This is a genomic window from Laceyella sacchari (genome assembly GCF_004343255.1).
Classification (GTDB): Bacteria; Bacillota; Bacilli; order Thermoactinomycetales; family Thermoactinomycetaceae; genus Laceyella; species Laceyella sacchari.
The window spans coordinates 53,990-73,141 of the sequence record NZ_SMDD01000003.1; the positions used below are offsets into that span (position 1 = coordinate 53,990).

The 19,152-nt window shown below is 47.4% G+C and carries 18 protein-coding genes; 7 read left to right on the plus strand and 11 right to left on the minus strand.

Annotated elements, in window-relative coordinates:
- The first annotated feature begins 232 nt into the window (after nucleotides 1-232).
- Nucleotides 233-1,741 (plus strand): golvesin C-terminal-like domain-containing protein, encoded by a 1,509-nt coding sequence (locus EDC32_RS10710; RefSeq protein ID WP_211341923.1) that lies wholly within the window; start codon nucleotides 233-235, stop codon nucleotides 1,739-1,741.
- Between the two features lie 68 nt (nucleotides 1,742-1,809).
- Here EDC32_RS10710 and EDC32_RS10715 read toward each other — a convergent pair whose 3' ends face one another.
- The gene (locus EDC32_RS10715; RefSeq protein ID WP_132222152.1) at nucleotides 1,810-2,013 is read right to left on the minus strand and encodes a hypothetical protein; all 204 of its coding nucleotides are present in this window, start codon (nucleotides 2,011-2,013) and stop codon (nucleotides 1,810-1,812) included.
- A gap of 158 nt (nucleotides 2,014-2,171) precedes the next feature.
- On the opposite strand from EDC32_RS10715, the gene EDC32_RS10720 reads away from it, so the two are divergent.
- Nucleotides 2,172-2,618: an EVE domain-containing protein gene (locus EDC32_RS10720; protein ID WP_132222154.1), complete on the plus strand. Its 447-nt coding sequence runs from the start codon at nucleotides 2,172-2,174 to the stop codon at nucleotides 2,616-2,618.
- 300 nt (nucleotides 2,619-2,918) lie between these two features.
- Here the strand turns inward: EDC32_RS10720 and EDC32_RS10725 are convergent, their stop codons facing one another.
- The 6 genes from EDC32_RS10725 to EDC32_RS10745 form a co-directional block, all read right to left on the minus strand.
- A complete protein-coding gene (locus EDC32_RS10725) occupies nucleotides 2,919-3,551 on the minus strand; it encodes a fumarylacetoacetate hydrolase family protein (protein ID WP_132222156.1) in 633 nt (210 codons plus the stop codon).
- Between the two features lie 133 nt (nucleotides 3,552-3,684).
- Nucleotides 3,685-5,331 carry a ribosomal protection-like ABC-F family protein gene (abc-f, locus tag EDC32_RS10730; protein WP_132222158.1) on the minus strand — a complete coding sequence of 549 codons (1,647 nt, stop codon included), beginning with the start codon at nucleotides 5,329-5,331 and terminating at the stop codon, nucleotides 3,685-3,687.
- A gap of 96 nt (nucleotides 5,332-5,427) precedes the next feature.
- The gene (locus EDC32_RS16770) at nucleotides 5,428-5,553 is read right to left on the minus strand and encodes an RAxF-45 family protein (RefSeq protein WP_259435602.1); all 126 of its coding nucleotides are present in this window, start codon (nucleotides 5,551-5,553) and stop codon (nucleotides 5,428-5,430) included.
- A 112-nt stretch (nucleotides 5,554-5,665) separates the two neighbouring features.
- Entirely contained in the window at nucleotides 5,666-6,922 is a 1,257-nt protein-coding gene (locus EDC32_RS10735) for a dicarboxylate/amino acid:cation symporter (protein WP_132222160.1), read from the minus strand.
- A 228-nt stretch (nucleotides 6,923-7,150) separates the two neighbouring features.
- Nucleotides 7,151-8,788 carry a peptide ABC transporter substrate-binding protein gene (locus EDC32_RS10740; RefSeq protein ID WP_158283339.1) on the minus strand — a complete coding sequence of 546 codons (1,638 nt, stop codon included), beginning with the start codon at nucleotides 8,786-8,788 and terminating at the stop codon, nucleotides 7,151-7,153.
- 247 nt (nucleotides 8,789-9,035) lie between these two features.
- Nucleotides 9,036-10,364: an APC family permease gene (locus EDC32_RS10745; RefSeq protein ID WP_132222164.1), complete on the minus strand. Its 1,329-nt coding sequence runs from the start codon at nucleotides 10,362-10,364 to the stop codon at nucleotides 9,036-9,038.
- A 651-nt stretch (nucleotides 10,365-11,015) separates the two neighbouring features.
- On the opposite strand from EDC32_RS10745, the gene EDC32_RS10750 reads away from it, so the two are divergent.
- A complete protein-coding gene (locus EDC32_RS10750) occupies nucleotides 11,016-11,561 on the plus strand; it encodes a cysteine dioxygenase (protein ID WP_022736318.1) in 546 nt (181 codons plus the stop codon).
- 1 nt (nucleotide 11,562) lies between these two features.
- Here EDC32_RS10750 and EDC32_RS10755 read toward each other — a convergent pair whose 3' ends face one another.
- The 4 genes from EDC32_RS10755 to EDC32_RS10770 form a co-directional block, all read right to left on the minus strand.
- Entirely contained in the window at nucleotides 11,563-12,084 is a 522-nt protein-coding gene (locus EDC32_RS10755; protein WP_022736319.1) for a hypothetical protein, read from the minus strand.
- A 225-nt stretch (nucleotides 12,085-12,309) separates the two neighbouring features.
- A complete protein-coding gene (locus EDC32_RS10760) occupies nucleotides 12,310-12,936 on the minus strand; it encodes a lytic polysaccharide monooxygenase (RefSeq protein WP_246026952.1) in 627 nt (208 codons plus the stop codon).
- Between the two features lie 291 nt (nucleotides 12,937-13,227).
- Nucleotides 13,228-13,788, minus strand: coding sequence for a hypothetical protein (locus EDC32_RS10765; RefSeq protein ID WP_132222168.1), 561 nt, complete (start codon nucleotides 13,786-13,788; stop codon nucleotides 13,228-13,230).
- An 18-nt stretch (nucleotides 13,789-13,806) separates the two neighbouring features.
- Entirely contained in the window at nucleotides 13,807-14,355 is a 549-nt protein-coding gene (locus EDC32_RS10770; protein WP_132222170.1) for a hypothetical protein, read from the minus strand.
- A 342-nt stretch (nucleotides 14,356-14,697) separates the two neighbouring features.
- On the opposite strand from EDC32_RS10770, the gene EDC32_RS10775 reads away from it, so the two are divergent.
- The 4 genes from EDC32_RS10775 to EDC32_RS10790 all read left to right on the plus strand — a co-directional run bounded on the left by EDC32_RS10775 (nucleotide 14,698) and on the right by EDC32_RS10790 (nucleotide 19,039).
- On the plus strand, nucleotides 14,698-15,417 hold the full coding sequence (locus EDC32_RS10775; protein ID WP_132222172.1) for a response regulator transcription factor: 720 nt from the start codon (nucleotides 14,698-14,700) through the stop codon (nucleotides 15,415-15,417).
- Nucleotides 15,414-16,493 (plus strand): HAMP domain-containing sensor histidine kinase, encoded by a 1,080-nt coding sequence (locus EDC32_RS10780; protein ID WP_132222174.1) that lies wholly within the window; start codon nucleotides 15,414-15,416, stop codon nucleotides 16,491-16,493. The genes EDC32_RS10775 and EDC32_RS10780 overlap by 4 nt, the downstream gene beginning before the upstream one ends.
- A gap of 127 nt (nucleotides 16,494-16,620) precedes the next feature.
- Nucleotides 16,621-17,481 carry an ABC transporter ATP-binding protein gene (locus EDC32_RS10785; protein ID WP_102992759.1) on the plus strand — a complete coding sequence of 287 codons (861 nt, stop codon included), beginning with the start codon at nucleotides 16,621-16,623 and terminating at the stop codon, nucleotides 17,479-17,481.
- Between the two features lie 16 nt (nucleotides 17,482-17,497).
- Nucleotides 17,498-19,039 carry a hypothetical protein gene (locus tag EDC32_RS10790; RefSeq protein ID WP_132222176.1) on the plus strand — a complete coding sequence of 514 codons (1,542 nt, stop codon included), beginning with the start codon at nucleotides 17,498-17,500 and terminating at the stop codon, nucleotides 19,037-19,039.
- Nucleotides 19,040-19,152: the final 113 nt, after the last annotated feature.

A 19,152-nucleotide genomic window follows, 5' to 3' on the forward strand; every position in this document is an offset into this window, starting at 1 on the left:
TCCCTTTGGCCGGGAGGACAAATCACCTGTCCTCTCCCGGCCAATTTTTATATATCCCGCACGATCAAACACAAAACATAATATTATTTACTATCAGAATATTATTATTTATAATAACATTAGTTATCCTGTCACATTTACAAAAATGATCTCTTCTTATTTTTTCATGCAAACGTTCGCACTAAACTCCTACACATCCCAATCCATCTATTTGTAAAGGAGGCGTCTTCATTTGAGAAAGCGTTTGCTCTCTTGGTTAGCTATTTGCTGTCTGCTCACTCTGCCTTTCCTGTCAGCTCCACCGCCCGTTGCAGCTGAGGAACAGCCATCTTTGTCCCATGTTTTCGATATGGCCGCCTCAGAGTTTGAGGTGCCCGTTGAAGTGTTGTTAGCAATTGGCTATGCCGAGACGAGGTGGATGGATCATCAGGGCCAACCCAGCCAGCTCAACGGATACGGCATTATGCATTTGGCCGAAAACCCCACCAATGACTCATTGGTACAAGCCAGCCAATTGCTAGGCATAGATAAACAAGTGCTGACCCGGGACATCCAGGCTAACATCCGCGGCGCGGCAGCCGTGTTAGAGCATATAGCCAAAGAACAAAACCAAGGGCAAGTGCCGAAAGAGCTGGCCGATTGGTACACTGTTGTAGCGGAATACAGCGGACTATCCAGCCACCAAACCAAAGCATGGTATGCCGATGATGTATATGCGCTGATCAACCGCGGTGTCTCTCGTGTTATCAACGGCCAAGAGGTGCGATTAGAACCCACACCGGTCACACCCAACCGCGGAGAATACGGTGAGCCTCGCGATCCGTCCGGCCAAGCCACCCCTGATTATCCTGAAGCACGCTGGGTGGCCGCATCCAGTGCCAACTATACGGCCGCCAACAGGGAAGCCGACGGTAATGCCATCAACTACGTGATCATCCACACCACGCAAGGCTCATATAATGGGACGATCAGTTGGTTTCAAAATCCCTCTGCCCAAGTGAGCGCGCATTATGTCATCCGCTCCAATGATGGGCAAGTGACCCAAATGGTGCAGAACAAAGACATCGCTTGGCATGCGGGCAACTGGAATTACAATGTCCACTCCGTGGGGATCGAGCATGAAGGGTATGTTAATGATCCAGCCTGGTATACTGACGCTATGTACCGCGCCTCTGCCAAGCTGACCCGCTGGTTGTGCGACAGGTACGGGATTCCCAAAGACCGCAGTCACATTATCGGCCACAACCAAGTTCCAGGCGCCACCCACACCGACCCTGGTCCCAATTGGGATTGGAACTATTACATGAGCTTAGTCAATCAGTCAGGCGGCGGTGCCGAGTTAGTCACTGATAACGCCACTTCAAACCGCTTCACTGCCAGCGCCAATTGGGCGATAGGCACGACCAATGCCCAAAAATACGGAGCGGATTACCGGTACGCCAAGCCTGAAACGATCAGTGATGCAGCTTGGTACAAAGTAAACCTCCCCACCTCTGGAAGCTATGATGTATATGCTTGGTGGCCGTCAGGCTCCATCTACAATGACCGGACACCTTATGTGATCAACACCACCAGCGGTAGCCAGACCGTCCACGTTTCCCAACAATCCAGCGGAGGTGTCTGGAACCATCTGGGAACCTTTAACTTTGCGGCGGGCGATGCCAACCGGATTGCCGTGTCGCGATGGACGACAGGCACCGGTTATGTCATCGCTGATGCTGTCAAATTCGTGAAAAGGTAAATGAACCGCCGCTTGCCAACAACAAAGTGTAAAGCGGCCCACCATACAGGAGGGCCGCTTGTTTTCACCTATGATTGTTGTTCTGATGTTACCACCGGCGCACTCGGTTCTTCAACCACTTTGGTCTCTTTTTTGAACAAAGGGGCAACATACTTTTTCATAAAAAAGCCCGCCAACAGCAAAACAACCACCCCTTTGAGGATGAACAGCAACAAGTCTGCTCCCAAGGGGATCAACAGTTGGTTGACATAATCAGGTTGGCCTATTGGCATAATGAAACACACTCCCATTGGTATGTATTTAAAGAACTGACCCCATTCTACCACACTTTATGTGTCGTGTTGTCCATTCCCCGGGAAATGTTTCTCGCAAGTGGGTTTCCGCTGGCTTATCATAAAAGGAAACGCAGTTCTTGGAGGGACCATTCAAGATGGTGGAACAGAACCTTACGGCATGGATCTTTCAATACAATCCCAAGCTTGGTTTTGATTTGATGCAACATCTCAAGCAGCGGGACTTCCTCCCCAGCGAACCCGATACTTGGAGCGTCAATCAGCATCGTCAACGAATCAAACAAGGAGATGAAATCTATTTCTGGAAAACGCAACCCAACGCAGGAATTTACGTGATTGGAAGGGTGATGAGCGATCCCTTCACCATTCATGAATATAATCGATTCGGCGGAGTGAAGTGTTATGTCCGGTTTGACTATATGCTAAACCAACCCGTTTTGCGCAAGCATTTGTCGCAAGATCCTGAATTCGCCAATCTGTCCATCCTGCGCAATCCCAAAGGAACCAACTTTCCAGTCAGTACCGCGGAACGGAAAGCATTTTGGGAATGGTTTCAATTTGTGGGCCTTACTCCTTGCCGATAAAAAGCATGTTATCAACCCACGATCATGATGGTAAATGGAGAGGATTCACCAAGCGGGACTTCGCGACATTTTGCAACTTAAAAGCCGTATCCCGATTGGAATACGGCTATGTACTGCTTATTTATAGTCCTTCAAGAGCAGCATTCCGGAGATGGGCCTGTGATCACAATATAATCATGACCTACGCCTGTTTTAGCAACATATGTAGTTACTCTATACATATACGTAAAGCTACAAGTGAGCTTTTCTCTCTGAAACTTACAAATTTATCAAACCGCACCAAGCATGACCGCTGGTGATTTACTGATCCGTGCCGGCAATTACACACTCCCCGAGCACGTCGTCTCCCCACAGCAACTGCAACCTGTCACCCGCATGCACCTCACCGACACCAGCCGGCGTGCCAGTATAAATGATATCCCCTGCTCCCAGTCCCAAATGATTTCCGCAAAAATCGACGATCGTCTGCAAATCGAACACCATGTCCTGAATGTTGCCACGTTGCACCTCAACCCCATTTTTGGCAAGGGCAAAATCCTTGTCAGCACAGGTCTCTACACCCGGGAAGGGGTAAAACTTGGTGACCAGGGCTGAGTTGGGAAATCCTTTGGCCTGAAGCCACGGATGACCTTTCCGTTTTAAATCTTCTTGTAAATCACGCAACGTAAAATCGATACCGAGCGCAAAAGCGTCAATCAATTCATCAACTGATAGCCCTTTTTGATACGGTTTGCCGATTCGGATGACCAACTCCGCTTCATAGTGCACCCGCCCTTGACCCACAGGCAGTCTGATGGAGCGCCCATCGGCAAACGCTAACGCATGGGTCGGCTTGGAGAAAACCATCAGCGACGAGGGCACTGCATTGCCAAGCTCCGCCGCATGCAGACGGTAATTGCGGCCCACGCAATAAATGTTGCGAATCGTATCCATTTCCTATTCCCCCTCTTTTGTTCCCCGCGTTCTCTTTTAAAGATACCCGAAGCAGGAATCGGTGTGAACTGCCCCAACTCAGCCAAACATAAAAAGGAGCCTTTTTTCATCAAAAGGCTCCTTTGTGCTGAAGTCATACCTGTGATCGACCGCCCTCCAAGCGTTTGCCTTTGGCCCAATCATAATCACCATCGTAGCGGTGAAGTTGCTGATTTTCCAACCAATAAATGGTGCCGAACAAGCGATTTAAGAAATAACGGTCATGGGAAACGGCGAGGATGGTGCCGGGGAATTCCGCCAATGCTTCTTCAAGAACTTCCCGCGAGTCGATGTCCAAGTGATTCGTCGGCTCATCCATAACCAACAAATTGATATCCTGATGCATCAACTGTGCCAACCGCAACCGCATCCGCTCCCCACCGCTCAAGTTACCCACTTTGCGGAAGACAGAGTGGCCATAAAAAAGGAACCGGGCTAACAAATGGCGAGCTTCTCCTTCTGTCACCGCGACTTCCTCTCTGAAGGCGTTGATCACCGTTTGCTCGGGATCGCCTTCATAGCCCGCTTGGGAAAGATAGCCCACTTTCACGCTGTCACCCAACCGCACCCAGCCATCGTCCGCTTGCTCCCGTCCCAAGATAATGCGCAACAACGTGGATTTGCCTGTTCCATTTGCGCCGACAATGGCACATCTTTCCCCGAAACGTACCAACATCTTGCACTCCGCGAACAGCAAGCGGTCACCATACAACTTGCCAAGATTTTCGGCAACGATCACATCTTTGCCGCTCCGCTTGGCAACATCAAATTGCAAACGCATTTTCCTCCGCTCCAAAACAGGCTTTTTCACCTTCTCCATTCGCTCCAGCGCTTTTTCCATGCTTTTGGCGCGCCGATGCATGCCTGCATTGGGAGGATTAGCGCGGTTGGCCCATTCTTTCAGACGTTTAATGGTTTCTTTCATTTTTTTGATTTTCTTCTCCTGCTCTTGATACTGTTTGAATTCAGCCAGCAGGCGTTCTTCCTTCAGTTTGGTAAACCGGGAGTAGTTACCGGGATATATTTGAATCTCTCCATCTTCCAAATCCCATGTCTCATTGGTCACCCGATCAAGAAAGTAGCGGTCATGAGAGACGACCAACACGGCGCCTTGATATTTTTCAAGATAGTTTTCCAACCATTCCACCGACGGCAAATCCAAATGATTGGTCGGCTCATCAAGCAACAAGCAGCCCGGCCGGGACAGTAACAATGTAGCCAAACCAACTTTTGTCTTTTCTCCACCGCTCAACTTGTGAAATGGCAGATTCCACATCTCTTTGGGCACACCCAATCCAGTAGCTACCTGGATAATTAGCGAGTCGATCTGGTACCCGCCTTCTTGTTCAAAGCGTTCGCGCAACGCATCCCATTGGCTGAGCAAGCGTTCTAGTTTTTGGGGAGAGTCCGTTTCACCCATTTGCAACGATAATTCATTCATTTTACGCTCCATGGCAGTCAGTTTGGCAAACGGTTGCCGCAACACGTCCTCCACCGTGGTCTTCTCATCCGTCTCTGGCAATTGTGCCAGATAGCCTACTTTCGCTTGCTTGCGGATGAAGACTTCTCCTTCATCTGGCCGCTCAATCCCTGCCAAACATTTCAATAGGGTGGTCTTCCCGCTCCCGTTGGCACCAACCAAGCCAATGCGAGCGCGTTCATGTATTTCGCCATCTATTTGTTTTAGTACCCATTTGGCACCCAACATTTTTTTCAATTGATGACATGCGCATACGATCATCGACAAACACTCCTTTTTGGACGCAAAAAAGCCATCAGCATACACACCCGCTGATGGCTTTCTCACATCTATGCTGAGAATAGTGGGGTTCTGATGCTACGCTTGAATTGCTGGTATTTGGCTAAAAAAGGGCACACGTATCCCGTTTTCAGCCAAACCATGGGTAATGGCAGCAATTTCCACCACCAACCAACCCAGCCAATTCTGCCATGCGTAGCTCATGAACCCTCACCTCCTTGTCGTTGATCAGTATTGTCGCACTTTCCATTTTAATTGAAATTTCTTTCATAAGCAAGCGGCAAATCGCCCGTGTCCGCCGGAAGCTGCGTGCATCCTAAGATGCAACAACTTTCTGCTCCGCCGCTAGCTGTTTGGCCTCATCAAATTCTTGTTCGCTTTTGGCCACAACGATGGTGGCGATCCCATTTCCGATCATATTGACAAGCGCACGTGCTTCAGACATGAAACGATCCACGCCCAGCAACAACGCCAATCCCTCCATCGGTATGACCTGCATCGCCCCCAATGTGGATGCCAACACAATGAAGCCTCCACCGGTCACTGTGGCTGCCCCCTTGGACGTCAACATGAGAATGGCGATGACTGTCAATTCTTGCGTTAGACTCAAGTCCACCCCGCTCACCTGCGCCAAAAAGACTACAGCCATGGTCAAATAAATCGAAGTCCCGTCCAAGTTAAACGAATAGCCGGTGGGAAGGACCAACCCAACCACTGATCTGGAACACCCATACGCTTCCATTTTATGCATCATCCGCGGCAAGACGGATTCCGATGAAGAAGTGCCCAAAACGATCAATATTTCCTCTTTGATGAATTTCAAATATTTCCATAAACTGAATCCATATATCTTACAAATCAGATTAAGGATGACAAACACAAAGAAAATCATGGTCAGATAGACGGCCAACATCAATTTCCCCAACGGGATAAGAGAAGATAAGCCATAATGCCCAATCGTGTATGAGATTGCTCCAAGCGCCCCCAGCGGCGCCACCCGCATCACCATATTGACGAGTTTGAAAAAAGCTTGACTGATCCGCTCGAACACTTCAATCACCAGCTGGTTTGCCTGCCCGAGGGACGCCAAAGCGAAGCCGAACAGGACAGCGAAAAAGACGACCTGAAGAATATCCCCTTTTGCGAACGAATCTACCACATTGGAGGGGACGATATGGATCAAGAAATCCACCATATCCATTTTCTCGCCCTCATGAACATATCCATCCACTTGTTTGTTGTATTGTGTGCTGTTTAGGGGCACTCCCTCACCCGGCTCGACCACATTGGCGACCACCAGGCCGATAATCAACGCAAACGTGGTCACGATTTCAAAGTAGAGTAGCGCTTTTCCTCCAACCCTTCCCACTTTTTTCATGTCGCCCATTTTGGCAATGCCGAGCACAATCGTAAAAAAGATAATCGGCGCAATCACCATCTTAACCATGTTAATAAAGATATCACTGAGCGGTTTCAGGTAATTGGCCGTGTTTGGTGCGATTGCGCCAAGGATGATCCCGATGGTGATTGCGCTTAGTACTTGAAAAGTTAAATTTGTAAATAATTTCCTCACTACTTCCGCCTCCTGTCCAATCGTGATGCTGGTGTGGGCAATGCTTCAAATTCTGCATGGAACATTCCCTCTTTTCAAAAATATTAGGGTAGGCCAATCAAATCAAGTGGGTGGATAGAAACAGCGGAAAAATCTTTTCTGTTTACACACACGAATCACTCTCATCGCCACCGATCACATCAAAAAAAAGTGCGGCTACTTCTTTGAGTAACCACACTTCTGCCCGCTTCACTGTTTCCCGTCAACCGAAGCCCATTTAAGGTCATATTCAGCTCCATACGGATGACGATGTAAACCTTTCACATATGGCTTTTGCAAAAATGAATTGGTCTCATAATACAAGGGGACAAGCGCCGCCTGTTGGCCCTCACCTGTTCCAACCAATAGTTTCTCTGCCTGAATCATCAAGGAGGTTTTCTGATTGTGCGATGCTGACGCTTTGGCTTGTTTGATCAACCGATCATAAGCTTCGTTGTTAAATTTCATGTAATTCAACCCGGAATTGGCGGTCCATATTTCCAAGAAACCAATGGGATCACTGTAGTCGGCAAACCAGCTGGACATGGTCATATCAAATTCACCTTTCAACTCGTGATCCACTTTGCTTTTGCGCGGGAGAGTGTTCAATTTGATCTCCAGCCCTAATTTTGTCTTGAGTTGCTCTTTGATTGATAACGCCACATAACTTCGTTGGTCGTTGAAACTGAGCATCACAATCGACTTCGGAGGCCGGGTTAACCCCAGTTCCCGCAATCCTTTGTTAAAGTACGTCTGCGCCAAGCTCGGATTGTGGGCAACGACTTCACCACCAGCCCGTTGGCGGAATGATTGTCCCTCTACTGACAGCGCTGGCGGGATTAGCGCTCCCGCTGGTTTTGATCCGTCTTTCAACACTTGGTCTACAATCTCATTGCGATCGATAGCCAAGTTGATCGCACGCCGAATATTAGGATTTTTAAAAAACGGTTTGCTTTGGTTCATCAACAGATATTGTGAAGAGGCCAATTCCAAACTGGTGTAATCTGTCGTTTGTTTGAATGCGTAGACAAATTCGGAATCAATTTTGGTGATGTCCGCTTTTCCGGAATTATAAAAATTGATGCGCTTTGATGTATCCGCTTGCACCTGCACATCGACTTGTCCCAGCTGAACCGTGTCTTTGTCCCAATACCGCTTGTTTTTCAACAGCCGTACTTGGGTAGGTGTGACTGAGTCGATGATGAACGGCCCGTTATAAACCATCTTGTCGGGAGATTTGGCGTAATCCTCTCCAAATTTTTCTACAATGTCTTTTCGTTGCGGAAAGTAGGTGGATTGCGTGGTCAAGCTCAGAAATTCATGCTCTGGTTGCTTTAAGCGTACTTCCAACGTATGGTCATCAATCGCTTTCACTTTGACTTGATCCGCGGAACCTCTTCCCTTGTTATACTCTTCCGCGCCCATAATCGGATATAGGATATACGCGTATTCCGATTTAATCCGGGGATCGAGCGCCCGTTTCCATGCATATTCGAAATCATGGGCAGTGACTGGCTCTTCATCACTCCACTCCGCGTCATCGCGTAATTTGAAAGTGTAGGTTTTTTTATCGGGACTCACTTCTACTGATTCTGCCATGCCATTGACGAGCCGGTTGTTTGGCCCTAACCGCATCAATCCTTCATTCACATTATACAAAATGTTCCATGAAACGATGTCTACATACCTGGCACTGTCCAAGTTGGAGATTTGATTGCTCTCCATGATACGCAAAATCTTGTTTTCCGGGACGGCTTCGTTTGATTCCAGCCACGGTATACTACATGCGGTCAATAACGACAGAGACAAAGAAACAACTGACGCGATGAACAAACTCTTTTTCCTCATGATTTCCCCCATTTTTATTAAGAGTATAATTATGCCGACGATTGAATATATTCGATTTTATTCATTTACACTAATAAAGTAAAGAGTTTGTTGCAAAAAATTGATAAATTTACAACCAAACTTTGGTCTTTTGTTAAGAATAAAGGAATTGACAAATTAATTAAACAGCAAAAGAGGCACTAACTTCAACATACAAAAAAAGGGATTGTCCGTTTATTGGACAATCCCTTCCCTTTATCTGTCTTCCTCAAGCAGCCTGCCCGCTCTTCACCGCCCGAAAACGGCGAATAAGCCAATAAATCGGCAATCCAACAAGGGTAATCCCTACAACGGACAAACTGCCCACCACGTCATTCGTCAGCGCACTGACAATCACAAACAACGCGCCGACGATGGCCACAATCGGCACAAACGGATACAAGGGCACGCGGTAAGGAAGCTCAGCGTTCCCTTTGCGCTTGCGCAGAATAAATACAGCAACAAAAGCCATCAAATAAAACAGGAACGTCGCAAACACAGCAATGTCCGACAATTGGTTCGGATCAGCCAACAGCATCATGGCGATGGCCAAGACTACTTGGGACAAAATGGACATTACGGGTGTTTTCCACGTAGAGTGGACTTGTTTCAAATAACGGGAACCAGGCAATTGGCCCCGTTCTGCCATAGAAAACGGGATGCGGGGGAATGTGAGAATCTTGCCGTTGAGACAGCCAAAAATAGAAATAATAATACCGATTTGAATCAACTTCCCACCCACGTCTCCAAACAGCAACGTAGCGGCGGTGCTTGCCGCATTTTCCCCAAGCTTCACGATTTCCCCTGCTGGCAGAATGTGCAACATCGCAAGGTTGACCAACAGATAAACCAGCGTCACCGCTGATATCCCAAAAATAATCGCCCGCGGCAACATCTTGGCGGGATTTTTCATTTCACCGGCCACCGACGCGACCATGATCCACCCGTCATAAGCGAACAAGGTAGCAACAACCGCAGCTCCAAAACTGATCTCCATCGAGGAAGACCCGGCAACGCCGAAAATGGTGGCTTCCCCTTTCCACAATCCAAATACAATGATCAAAACGATAGGCAACAATTTAGCAATCGTTGACACCAATTGCACCTGACCACCGTATTTGGTACCGATCATGTTCACCAACGCCAAAAAGATCACAAACGCAACACCAATCAAGGTCGACCAGGCATGATCCATACCAAACAGGTGAACAATAAGGCTACCTAGGTATAGCCCCAAGGCACCAATAACAGCGGGTCCGTAAATGACAGTTTGCATCCATCCACACAAAAACCCCCAACGTTCGCCGTATGTCTCTTCCAGATAGACATTCAAACCACCGGTCTTGGGGATTTGCGCCCCAATCTCTGCAATGGTCAATCCTCCTGCCAGGGTAATCACTCCCCCGATCAGCCAAGCCAACAACCCCATCGTGGAATCGCTGGTTTGGCCAAGCACAACGCCCGGCTTCATGAAGACGCCTGATCCGATCACCGTCCCTATCACGATCGACAACGCCACCATAAAGCCGATATCTTTCTTCAAATGTTGTTCTGCCATCCCGTTTCGTCCTCCCCCAAAAGACATTTGTTTCATTCAGTAATACATCATCATGTATTATACCATGTTAACGCTAAAAAGACCCGATTAATTTACCAACTTAAATACAATTATACAAAAAACGGCTAACGAACACCCGAAATATTGTAAATATTAATGAATAATTATGTAAATGATAAATTTTTATGAAAATTACCTCTTCACTTCATGCTGGAGGGGACAGGAAAAAGATTGGCGCACCTAGCTCAGACTAGCTTCCGACTTCGCTATCAACCATTTTATATCAATCAACATGAATACTTGAAAAACCTCTCTCTATTGGTTAACAAAAGGGTAATTTCGTTAATCAACAATCAATTCTTTCAAGAAAAACGCATGCCGACCGCCATCACAGCCAACAAATGGCTAGCCTCTTGCTACATAAAGAAGATCTATTTTATTGCCAAATGGTATAATATAACTAACAGTCCAAGCATCGTCACACACCTCCATACCCACAGCACTGTCCCCAAACCCGCGTTCTCACACGTCCCCGGGCTACGGAATGATACCATCACTATACTAGAAAGCCCACCGATCATTTTCCCTTTTGAATCTCGAGTAAGTTACTCATGATGAACGACATTCTTTAATCACACAGGAGGAGATTGCATGAATATGATCGAATGCATCGCCATGTCCCTGCGCAACCGCCCGAACCTTGATTTTACCGCATTAAAACAGGCGATTGAACAGGCCGGATGCACATTGGAGCGCATAAGCGCGCACATTCCCACACCCGCTCCCCCTCTTCCCTACGGCCGAAACGTCATCTACCGTTCCAAATCTGTAGAAGCGATCGTTATCCATTTGCCTGGATACACAGAAACGCCGATCCATGATCACGGCGATTCGATCTGTTGCTTGTATGTTGTCTCCGGCTCAGTGGTGAACCGAATCTACGCCACCCCGTCGGATACCGCCCCCGAGCGTGAGGAACGAAAACAAGCAGGGGAGTTCCTTTATTGCGATTATGGACAAGTCCACTCCATGTATAATCCAAGCCCCCAACGCCTTATCACTTTCCACCTCTATACCCCGCCATTGCGAAATGCAACGTTCTACCTACCCCAAGCCTCAAGCACACCTGTAAAGCAAATCAAACTGACGAAATACACCCCCCATAAACAAAAAACCCACCCAAAGGGCGGGAAATAGCTTAACGGTATACTTGAATATAAGAAATTTCGTCATTCCAGCCATCGCCAACGTATCTAATATCCAGTCCAGGTCCAAACGTTTTGCAAGGTTCGCCTCCATTTTTGTGAAAACAAACCCGGGTTCCTGAACTTTTTCTAGCTGTTTTGAGTGATGAAACTTCATCATTGTAAGAGCTGTTGTTGAAGTTTGTATAATATCCTACGGGTGTCGTGTATTTCCAACCACGGAAGCCGGAATGTTGGAATGATTCGGTCGCATAGTCAGAAGCTTGTGCTCTGATCCCCTCTTGCTGAACGGCCCATTTTTGTTTGAACTTCTTTTCGGCAATTTCATATGCCGCTCTGGTTTTGTAATTGTACGTCTTTCCATCGGTATCCACAATCTGATATTGGACATGGCTCAAATCATATTCCAGCGGAACCACCGTTCTGGCTTCAGCAGGACTAACTGACACGGTCCCCAAGGTAACAGCCAACACAAACACGATCGCCAGAATCATGGATTTCCATTTCTTTTTCATCACATTCACACTCCCCTTACAATTCATTGCTAAATGTTCGTTTCTCCATTCCCCCCCTTTCCCGCATAATAATATTTATCATTTGCGAAATTGTGTTATGACGCCTTTTTTCAAACCTCGACAAAAAAATCCCCAATTAAAAAACGGCCCATGCCACCCGTTGGGTTAGGATGGCATGGGCTAAAACCCTGTGAGTTTGGATCAGTAATCCCCGTGGAACATTTTTTACTGAGACAGGGCATTGACTATTCGCGATCTCTCCAACAACCATGAAGCATGGGTAACCTTGCTGTTAACCAGGTTTACATCGACAGCCTGATAAAACGCATTGCCGGTGTCGGCAATTTCCCAAACACCCAAAATCACATGGTACCCGGTGCGATCGGTCGGTACGTTGCATTGGTGGGTTACGGTGTTTGGCGGTCGTTTTCCCCCGTCATAGACATAACAAAACAATTCCAGATCGGACCGAGCAATCGGCTTGTCCGGATTCCATCCCTTCTTGGTGATGTAATACTTCCACTCTCTGGTGCTATGCGGCGCGGTCAGATACCAAGTAAACGAATTGCTGCCCCCTCGCAGAGTAACTTTGGCCCAACGAGTTGACGTTTGCGCGTACAACTCCGGATAACGGCCGCCCCCTGTAATCTGTCCGTCAGGCGGACCCGATTGCGGAAATGACCCTATCCCCTCCACGCTTTGCGGTTCCCACTGAATTTGACCGCAATCCGTGTTTTGCTTTTGTTGGCACAGATACGTACGGCTGGCGGGAGACTGGATATAACCATGGGCAAAAGCACCTTCGGCAAACGCCGCCACGCTCAACCCACATCCCAAAACCAACAGAGCCATCCGCAACGCAATTTTTTTCCAAGCACGCATCATCTCAACCTCCTCATCCGATATTAATAGAATATTCTATATATTTATAATGTATCTTATATTGGTAGAATTGTCTATACCAATTCTGTGGTATCAATTGCTCGTAAGAGAAAAGGCGTCAACCGATGTCACACACATAGCCAGTGGCAGGTCGACGCCTTCGCTGTGAGCTCATTTTTTCGGAGCACTCAGGCATCCGCGCTGTGCCTCAACTTCAAAGCAAGAACGGATTTAGACAACTATCCAGTACGGCATTCTCTCTCAGCATTCCCCTTGCCGCCGTTCCAACCAATTTTCATCATCGTCTATTGAATATGTCTCCACCAACGCATCCCATTTCGCCATTGCTTCTTTCCAGGACGCCTCGTCCATCTGCCGGTCAATGGCTTGCATTACCTCCGCCAACGCTTGAAATGGAAACTCATCAGTGCACACATGCCGCATCGAATACACATCAAAAGGCGAATCGCATGCGTGATACCATCCATGAACCGGATCTTGCGTCCATTCAAAATGCGGTTTGAACCAAACCATCCGATCGAATTGTTCGATTTCCTCCTCAGAAAACAGCCCCAATGAACGCCATGCTGCCTTCACTTTTCGGGCGATCGCCTTGGCATCCTCATGTCGTGTCACCACCGCGAATCGAAGCATCAGCAAAAACGGAACAACAAACTGCTCGGGATGACGCAGGGTGAGAAAGAGGTACAGCTTTTCAAACTCTTCCCATCTGAGCACATGCGGATGCCATCTAGACAAGTCATCCCATCCCAATTCAAAAGAAGTGGCTAATGAAGGGTGAAACAGTTGGAGTGTGGACATGTCAATGCAGTCTCCGATCTATACCATCAATCCCGCATCGTCAGTGACAGGAAAGCGAATGGGATCGACCAACTCAGGATAAATGCTATCGTCATCATCATCTGACTCATATGTTTCAAAATGAACATACTCCCACCAGAACCTGCGGTCTTTAAACACGGTGTTCCACAGATCAAACTCATCGACGATATCGATATTTAGTCCGTACCGGCGCACCATCGTATTCATCTTGCTATGCTTGATCAACGTGTTTTCGATCTTTTTATTCTCTTCCCGACCTAGCAGTTCTCTAACCGCTTCTCCCACTTCTTCTTTGCATCGGACGATGATCGTGTGAGTATATGTCATGAATTCAACCAAAACCAAACATCGGGCGTCAGTTTGACTTCGCTTGAGATAGATGGAAGTTTTCTCTCTGCCTTTAGCCTCGATATAGGCTTGTTTGTCAAAAGGAATATCTATCAATGGCACTAAACGCTCCAGTATCTCTTCACCTTTATCGTTGAATAAGCTAACTTGAAATTGCACAATCCCAGCGTATTTTTCTAACAGTTGTTGCTCTGTCATGGTGTTCTCCTTTGTTTGAGTAAGTCTGCTATATTTTTATCGTCTCACGTTACCTCACAAGGATCAATCCCCAGACCATGTTATGGCGATTTTGTTATCATTTCATTTACCTTTTATGCTTTTTCAATTGTCTTTCTTTTGTGTGATTAAGCCAACATGCATGTTTATCCTTCCTAATACAGCGCATTTTCCTCAAGCCCCCCTTCGCATAGCCATTTTCTCACCCACCCGCCTTTGTAACCTGTAGCCGATTTGTCTAATTTTATCATAGACTTAAGACATAGGTTTGCCAAACAATTATAATGAACGGTGGAGAATGATATGCAAAGTGAGGGTGAATGAATGCGCACAGAAAAAATTCTTTTAATAGATGATGAAGTTGGCATTCTTAATATGTTGGAAAAAATCTTGCTGAAAGAAGGGTTTCACTCCATCGTGAAAGCTACGTCTAGCAAAGAAGCCTTACAAGCTGTGGAGACGACTCCCTTTGACATCATTGTGCTGGATGTGATGCTACCTGATTCCGATGGCTTTGAATTGTGCCGCAAATTACGCAATGTGACCGAAGCACCGATTCTGTTTCTGTCGGCGCGCTCCAGCGATTTTGATAAGTTGACCGGCTTGGGGATCGGCGGCGACGACTACATCACCAAACCCTTTAATCCCTTGGAAGTGGTCGCCCGCATCAACGCCCATCTGCGTCGAAGCAGCATCCTCAAAAAATCGATGCAAGCCAAACCGACCAAATGGGATTTCGGTTCTTTTTCAGTAAATAAAGAGACGGGCCAATTGTTTGTTAATGGCAAAGAAGTCCGTTGCACAGCAAAAGAATATGACCTGATGATCTTTCTGTGCGAACATCCCAATCAGATTTTCACAACCAGCCAGTTGTATGAGCAAGTATGGGACTCCGTGTTGATGGGAGACGAAAAAACGGTGGCCGTCCACGTTTCCAAACTGCGTAAAAAAATCGAACCCGACCCCAAAAATCCCCAATTCATCGTGAACTTACGGGGTATCGGATATAAATTCGTTCCCCCTAAGGAAGGTGAACGTCCATGAAAATGAGCTTTCGCATCGCACTGCACTTCGTCTTAAGTTTGCTCTTAATGTTGTTCCTGTTGGGATTGTCCATGATGTTCATCGAAGAAATCGTCCCGGAATCCAATAAGAACTTCAATCAAGCGCCGCTGTTCGGCATCATCGTGTTTGTGGTGTTTGCGATCAGTTACGGTTGGTACCTGGGACGGCCTCTCCGCCACCTGATCAGTTGGATCCGTCAATTGGCTGAAGGAGACTACTCAGTTCCTGACAAAATTCAGCGCAGTTATCAACCCCATAACCATCAAATGAAAAAGCCTTACCAACTCTATCAGGATGTGTTGCTCAATGTGTGGACGCTGACAAACACCTTGCAAGAAAATGAATTAAAAAAACAACAATTAGATGAGTTAAAAAAAGAATGGATCGCTGGCATCTCCCATGATTTAAAAACGCCACTCACCTACATCAACGGTTATACAACCATGTTACTGTCACCACATTACCAATGGACGGAAGAGGAAAAAGAGCAGTTTTTGAAAGAAATCCACGCCAAATCAATCCATTTGCAAGAATTGATCCAAGATCTCAATCTGTCCTTGCAACTGGATGAAAACAAAATTCCTCTGAATTTGAAAAAGGTGGACATCATCGAGTTTGTGCGTCGGGTAGTCGCCGATGCGGCCAACGACCCCAGAGCCAAAGATGACCAGATTGAATTTTATACCTATCACGAACGCGCAGAAACGGAAATCGACGAAAAGCTTTTTAAACGAGCCCTGCAAAATTTGATGATGAACGCCATCATCCACAATCCGCCGGGAACAACCATTCAAGTGTCGATCCGTGTAAGCAGCCAAGTGCAGATCGTGATCCAAGATAATGGCAAAGGCATGGACAAAGAAACAGTGGATAACCTCTTCGTCAAATATTACCGAGGCACTCCCACCGACGCGCCGGCAGAAGGGACCGGTTTAGGCATGTCCATCGTCAAACAGCTGATTTCTGTACACAAAGGAACGATTGACGTCCACAGTCAATTAAATAAAGGAACCACCGTAACCATTTCCCTACCTCGCCATTTGGCCAGCGCTTAACTCACTCAGCCAAGCAGGGTTTTACCTGCTTGTTTTTATTTTGTCAACCTTTTGCTTTGATTTTACTTTCTTTTTACTTTCATTTCTTATGCTATAACCAATCACTTACTTGAAAGGCGAATGATACATGAATTTGACCATCAAAGATGTGAGTAAACATTACGGCAAAAAACGGGCCCTACATCAATTGAACCTGGAGCTGGACAAAGGGGTCTGGGGATTTTTAGGTCCCAATGGTGCCGGCAAGTCAACCATGATGAAGATTTTGGCCACCATTGACCAACCTACTGAAGGCACTGTCACTTGGAACGGAGTCGACATCGTCAAGCATCCGTTGGCTCTGCGGTCTGAGCTCGGTTACTTGCCACAGGACTTCGGCGTTTATCCCAATTTAAACGCCATTGAGTTTTTAGAATATATGGCCGCCATCAAAGGGTTGCCCATGAAGCAAGCGCGCAAACGCATCGATGAGTTGTTGGAGCTGTTAAACCTGACCAATGATGCCAAGCGCATGATCGGCGGCTATTCGGGCGGGATGAAGCAACGTGTCGGCATTGCACAGGCGTTGTTGAACGACCCCCAATTGCTGATTGTAGACGAACCCACTGTAGGGCTGGACCCAACGGAGAGAATCCGGTTCCGAAACTTGCTTTCCCAGATCGGAAAAGACCGCATCATCATTTTGTCAACCCATATCGTCTCCGATGTGGAAACGATCGCTAACCAGATCATCCTGATCCGTCAGGGATCGCTGATCGCCAACGCCAAACCGGAAACGCTCTTGGAAATGCTGGCCTACAAGGTGTGGGAGTGCGTCATCCCGGCAGAAGAGCTTGATTCACTCCAGAAAAACTTCATCGTCAGCCATGCTGTCCATCGCAGCGACGGACTTTTGGTTCGCGTGGTTTCCGATGAGCCGCCGGCCCCGGACGCCGAAAATGTCCCGGCCTCGCTTGAAGACGTTTACCTCTATTACACCATGAACTAAAGAAAGGGGGAAAGCCATGAACACTTTCACCATTATTCGCACTGAAATGTTGCGGCAAATCCGCAGTTACCCATTTATGATCACCCTCGCGCTGATCATCTTCATGGGATACGCGCTAGTGCCGACCAGCGATGCCGGGTATACGATACTACACACCGGCGGCGTGCGCGGGATTTACAATTCCGCTTGGTTGAGCGCGATGGCCACTGTGGCTTCTGCCACACTGTTGTGGCTGTTTGGCTTTTATCTGCTGAGAAGCAACATTTCCACAGACCGGCAATTGAACATCGGCACATTGATTGTCCCTTCTCCCTATCGAAATGGACAGTATCTGTTCACCAAAGCGCTTAGCAATTGGCTGCTCCTGCTGATGATGCACTTGGCACTCATCTTCGCATTCATGGTAATGCAACTGGTGCGGCGGGAGAGCATCATCATCAATGTGTGGGATTATTTCGCGCCGTTTCTGTTCGTGATCGTCCCTTCTTTCGCAGTGCTGGCCGCCTTGACGATCCTCTTTGACGTCATTCCTGGATTGAAGGGAGCATTGGGCAATTTTATTTACTTCTTCCTTTGGGCCGCTCTCGGCGCGTTCAGTCTGGAAAAATATACTTGGGCCGATGTGATGGGAGTGCAATTCATATTCTCTGCCATCATCGCCGATGCCAAACAACACGTTCCGCTGGCTGACGAAAGTTTCGGCTTCGGATACAACGAAATCGGGAAGTTGCAAACTTTTGTCTGGGACGGGATCACTTGGACTCCCGACATCATCCAATCCCGCCTGACTTGGTTCATCTGGGCGATTGGGCTGTTCGCGGTAGCCCTTCTGATCTTTCGCCGCAACTCATTGCTGAATCGCCACGCCCCTGCTGAGAGCAAACCGGGGAACTCGGCGGTCAAACCCTTGCTACAACAGGAGCTCACTCCGGGAACCATGACGCTGAGCCCATTGCAAGGAGAAAAGCGGTACGGCTTGATTCCTCACATCCGTGTGGAACTTACGCTCATGTCAAAAGATTTCCCGCGCTGGTGGTACATTGTTACCTTGCTGTTGATTGCAGGAAGCCTGTTTCTGCCATACAACGAACTGAAGGATTGGATGGGATTATTGCTGGTTTGGCCCATCGCGCTATGGTCACAAATGGCCACTCGCGAAAAGCGCTACCGCATGACAGCGCTGGTTACATCCAGCGGACCACCTTTGCTCCAAACCCTCTCCATCTGGATCGCCGGATTGTTAGCCACCTTTGCCCTAGGAATCGGCGTCACGCTGAATACGATCATGGCTGGCGATTGGGACTTTCTGCTCTCCTGGGTGGTGGGAATGTGCTTTGTGCCAACGCTCGCCTTACTGTCTGGCGTAATCAGCGGCACCAAGAAAGTGTTTGAGGTTATTTACCTGCTATTGTGGTATATGGGACCGATGCAATACGAATCAGCACTTGATTTTTACGGACTGCATCTGACGTCCAAATTGACCTGGTTCTATTTCTTATGCACGGTGGTATTGCTTGCAACCGCCTTGTTCTTGAAGAAAAAACAAGCGAATGCCTAAAATCCCTTCCAATTTTCACCTCGTTGGAAGATGATGATATACATGATCCACAATTCAAACAAACCAAACAGACAAAATCATTAGGAGGATGTAAACATGAGAAAAACTTCTTT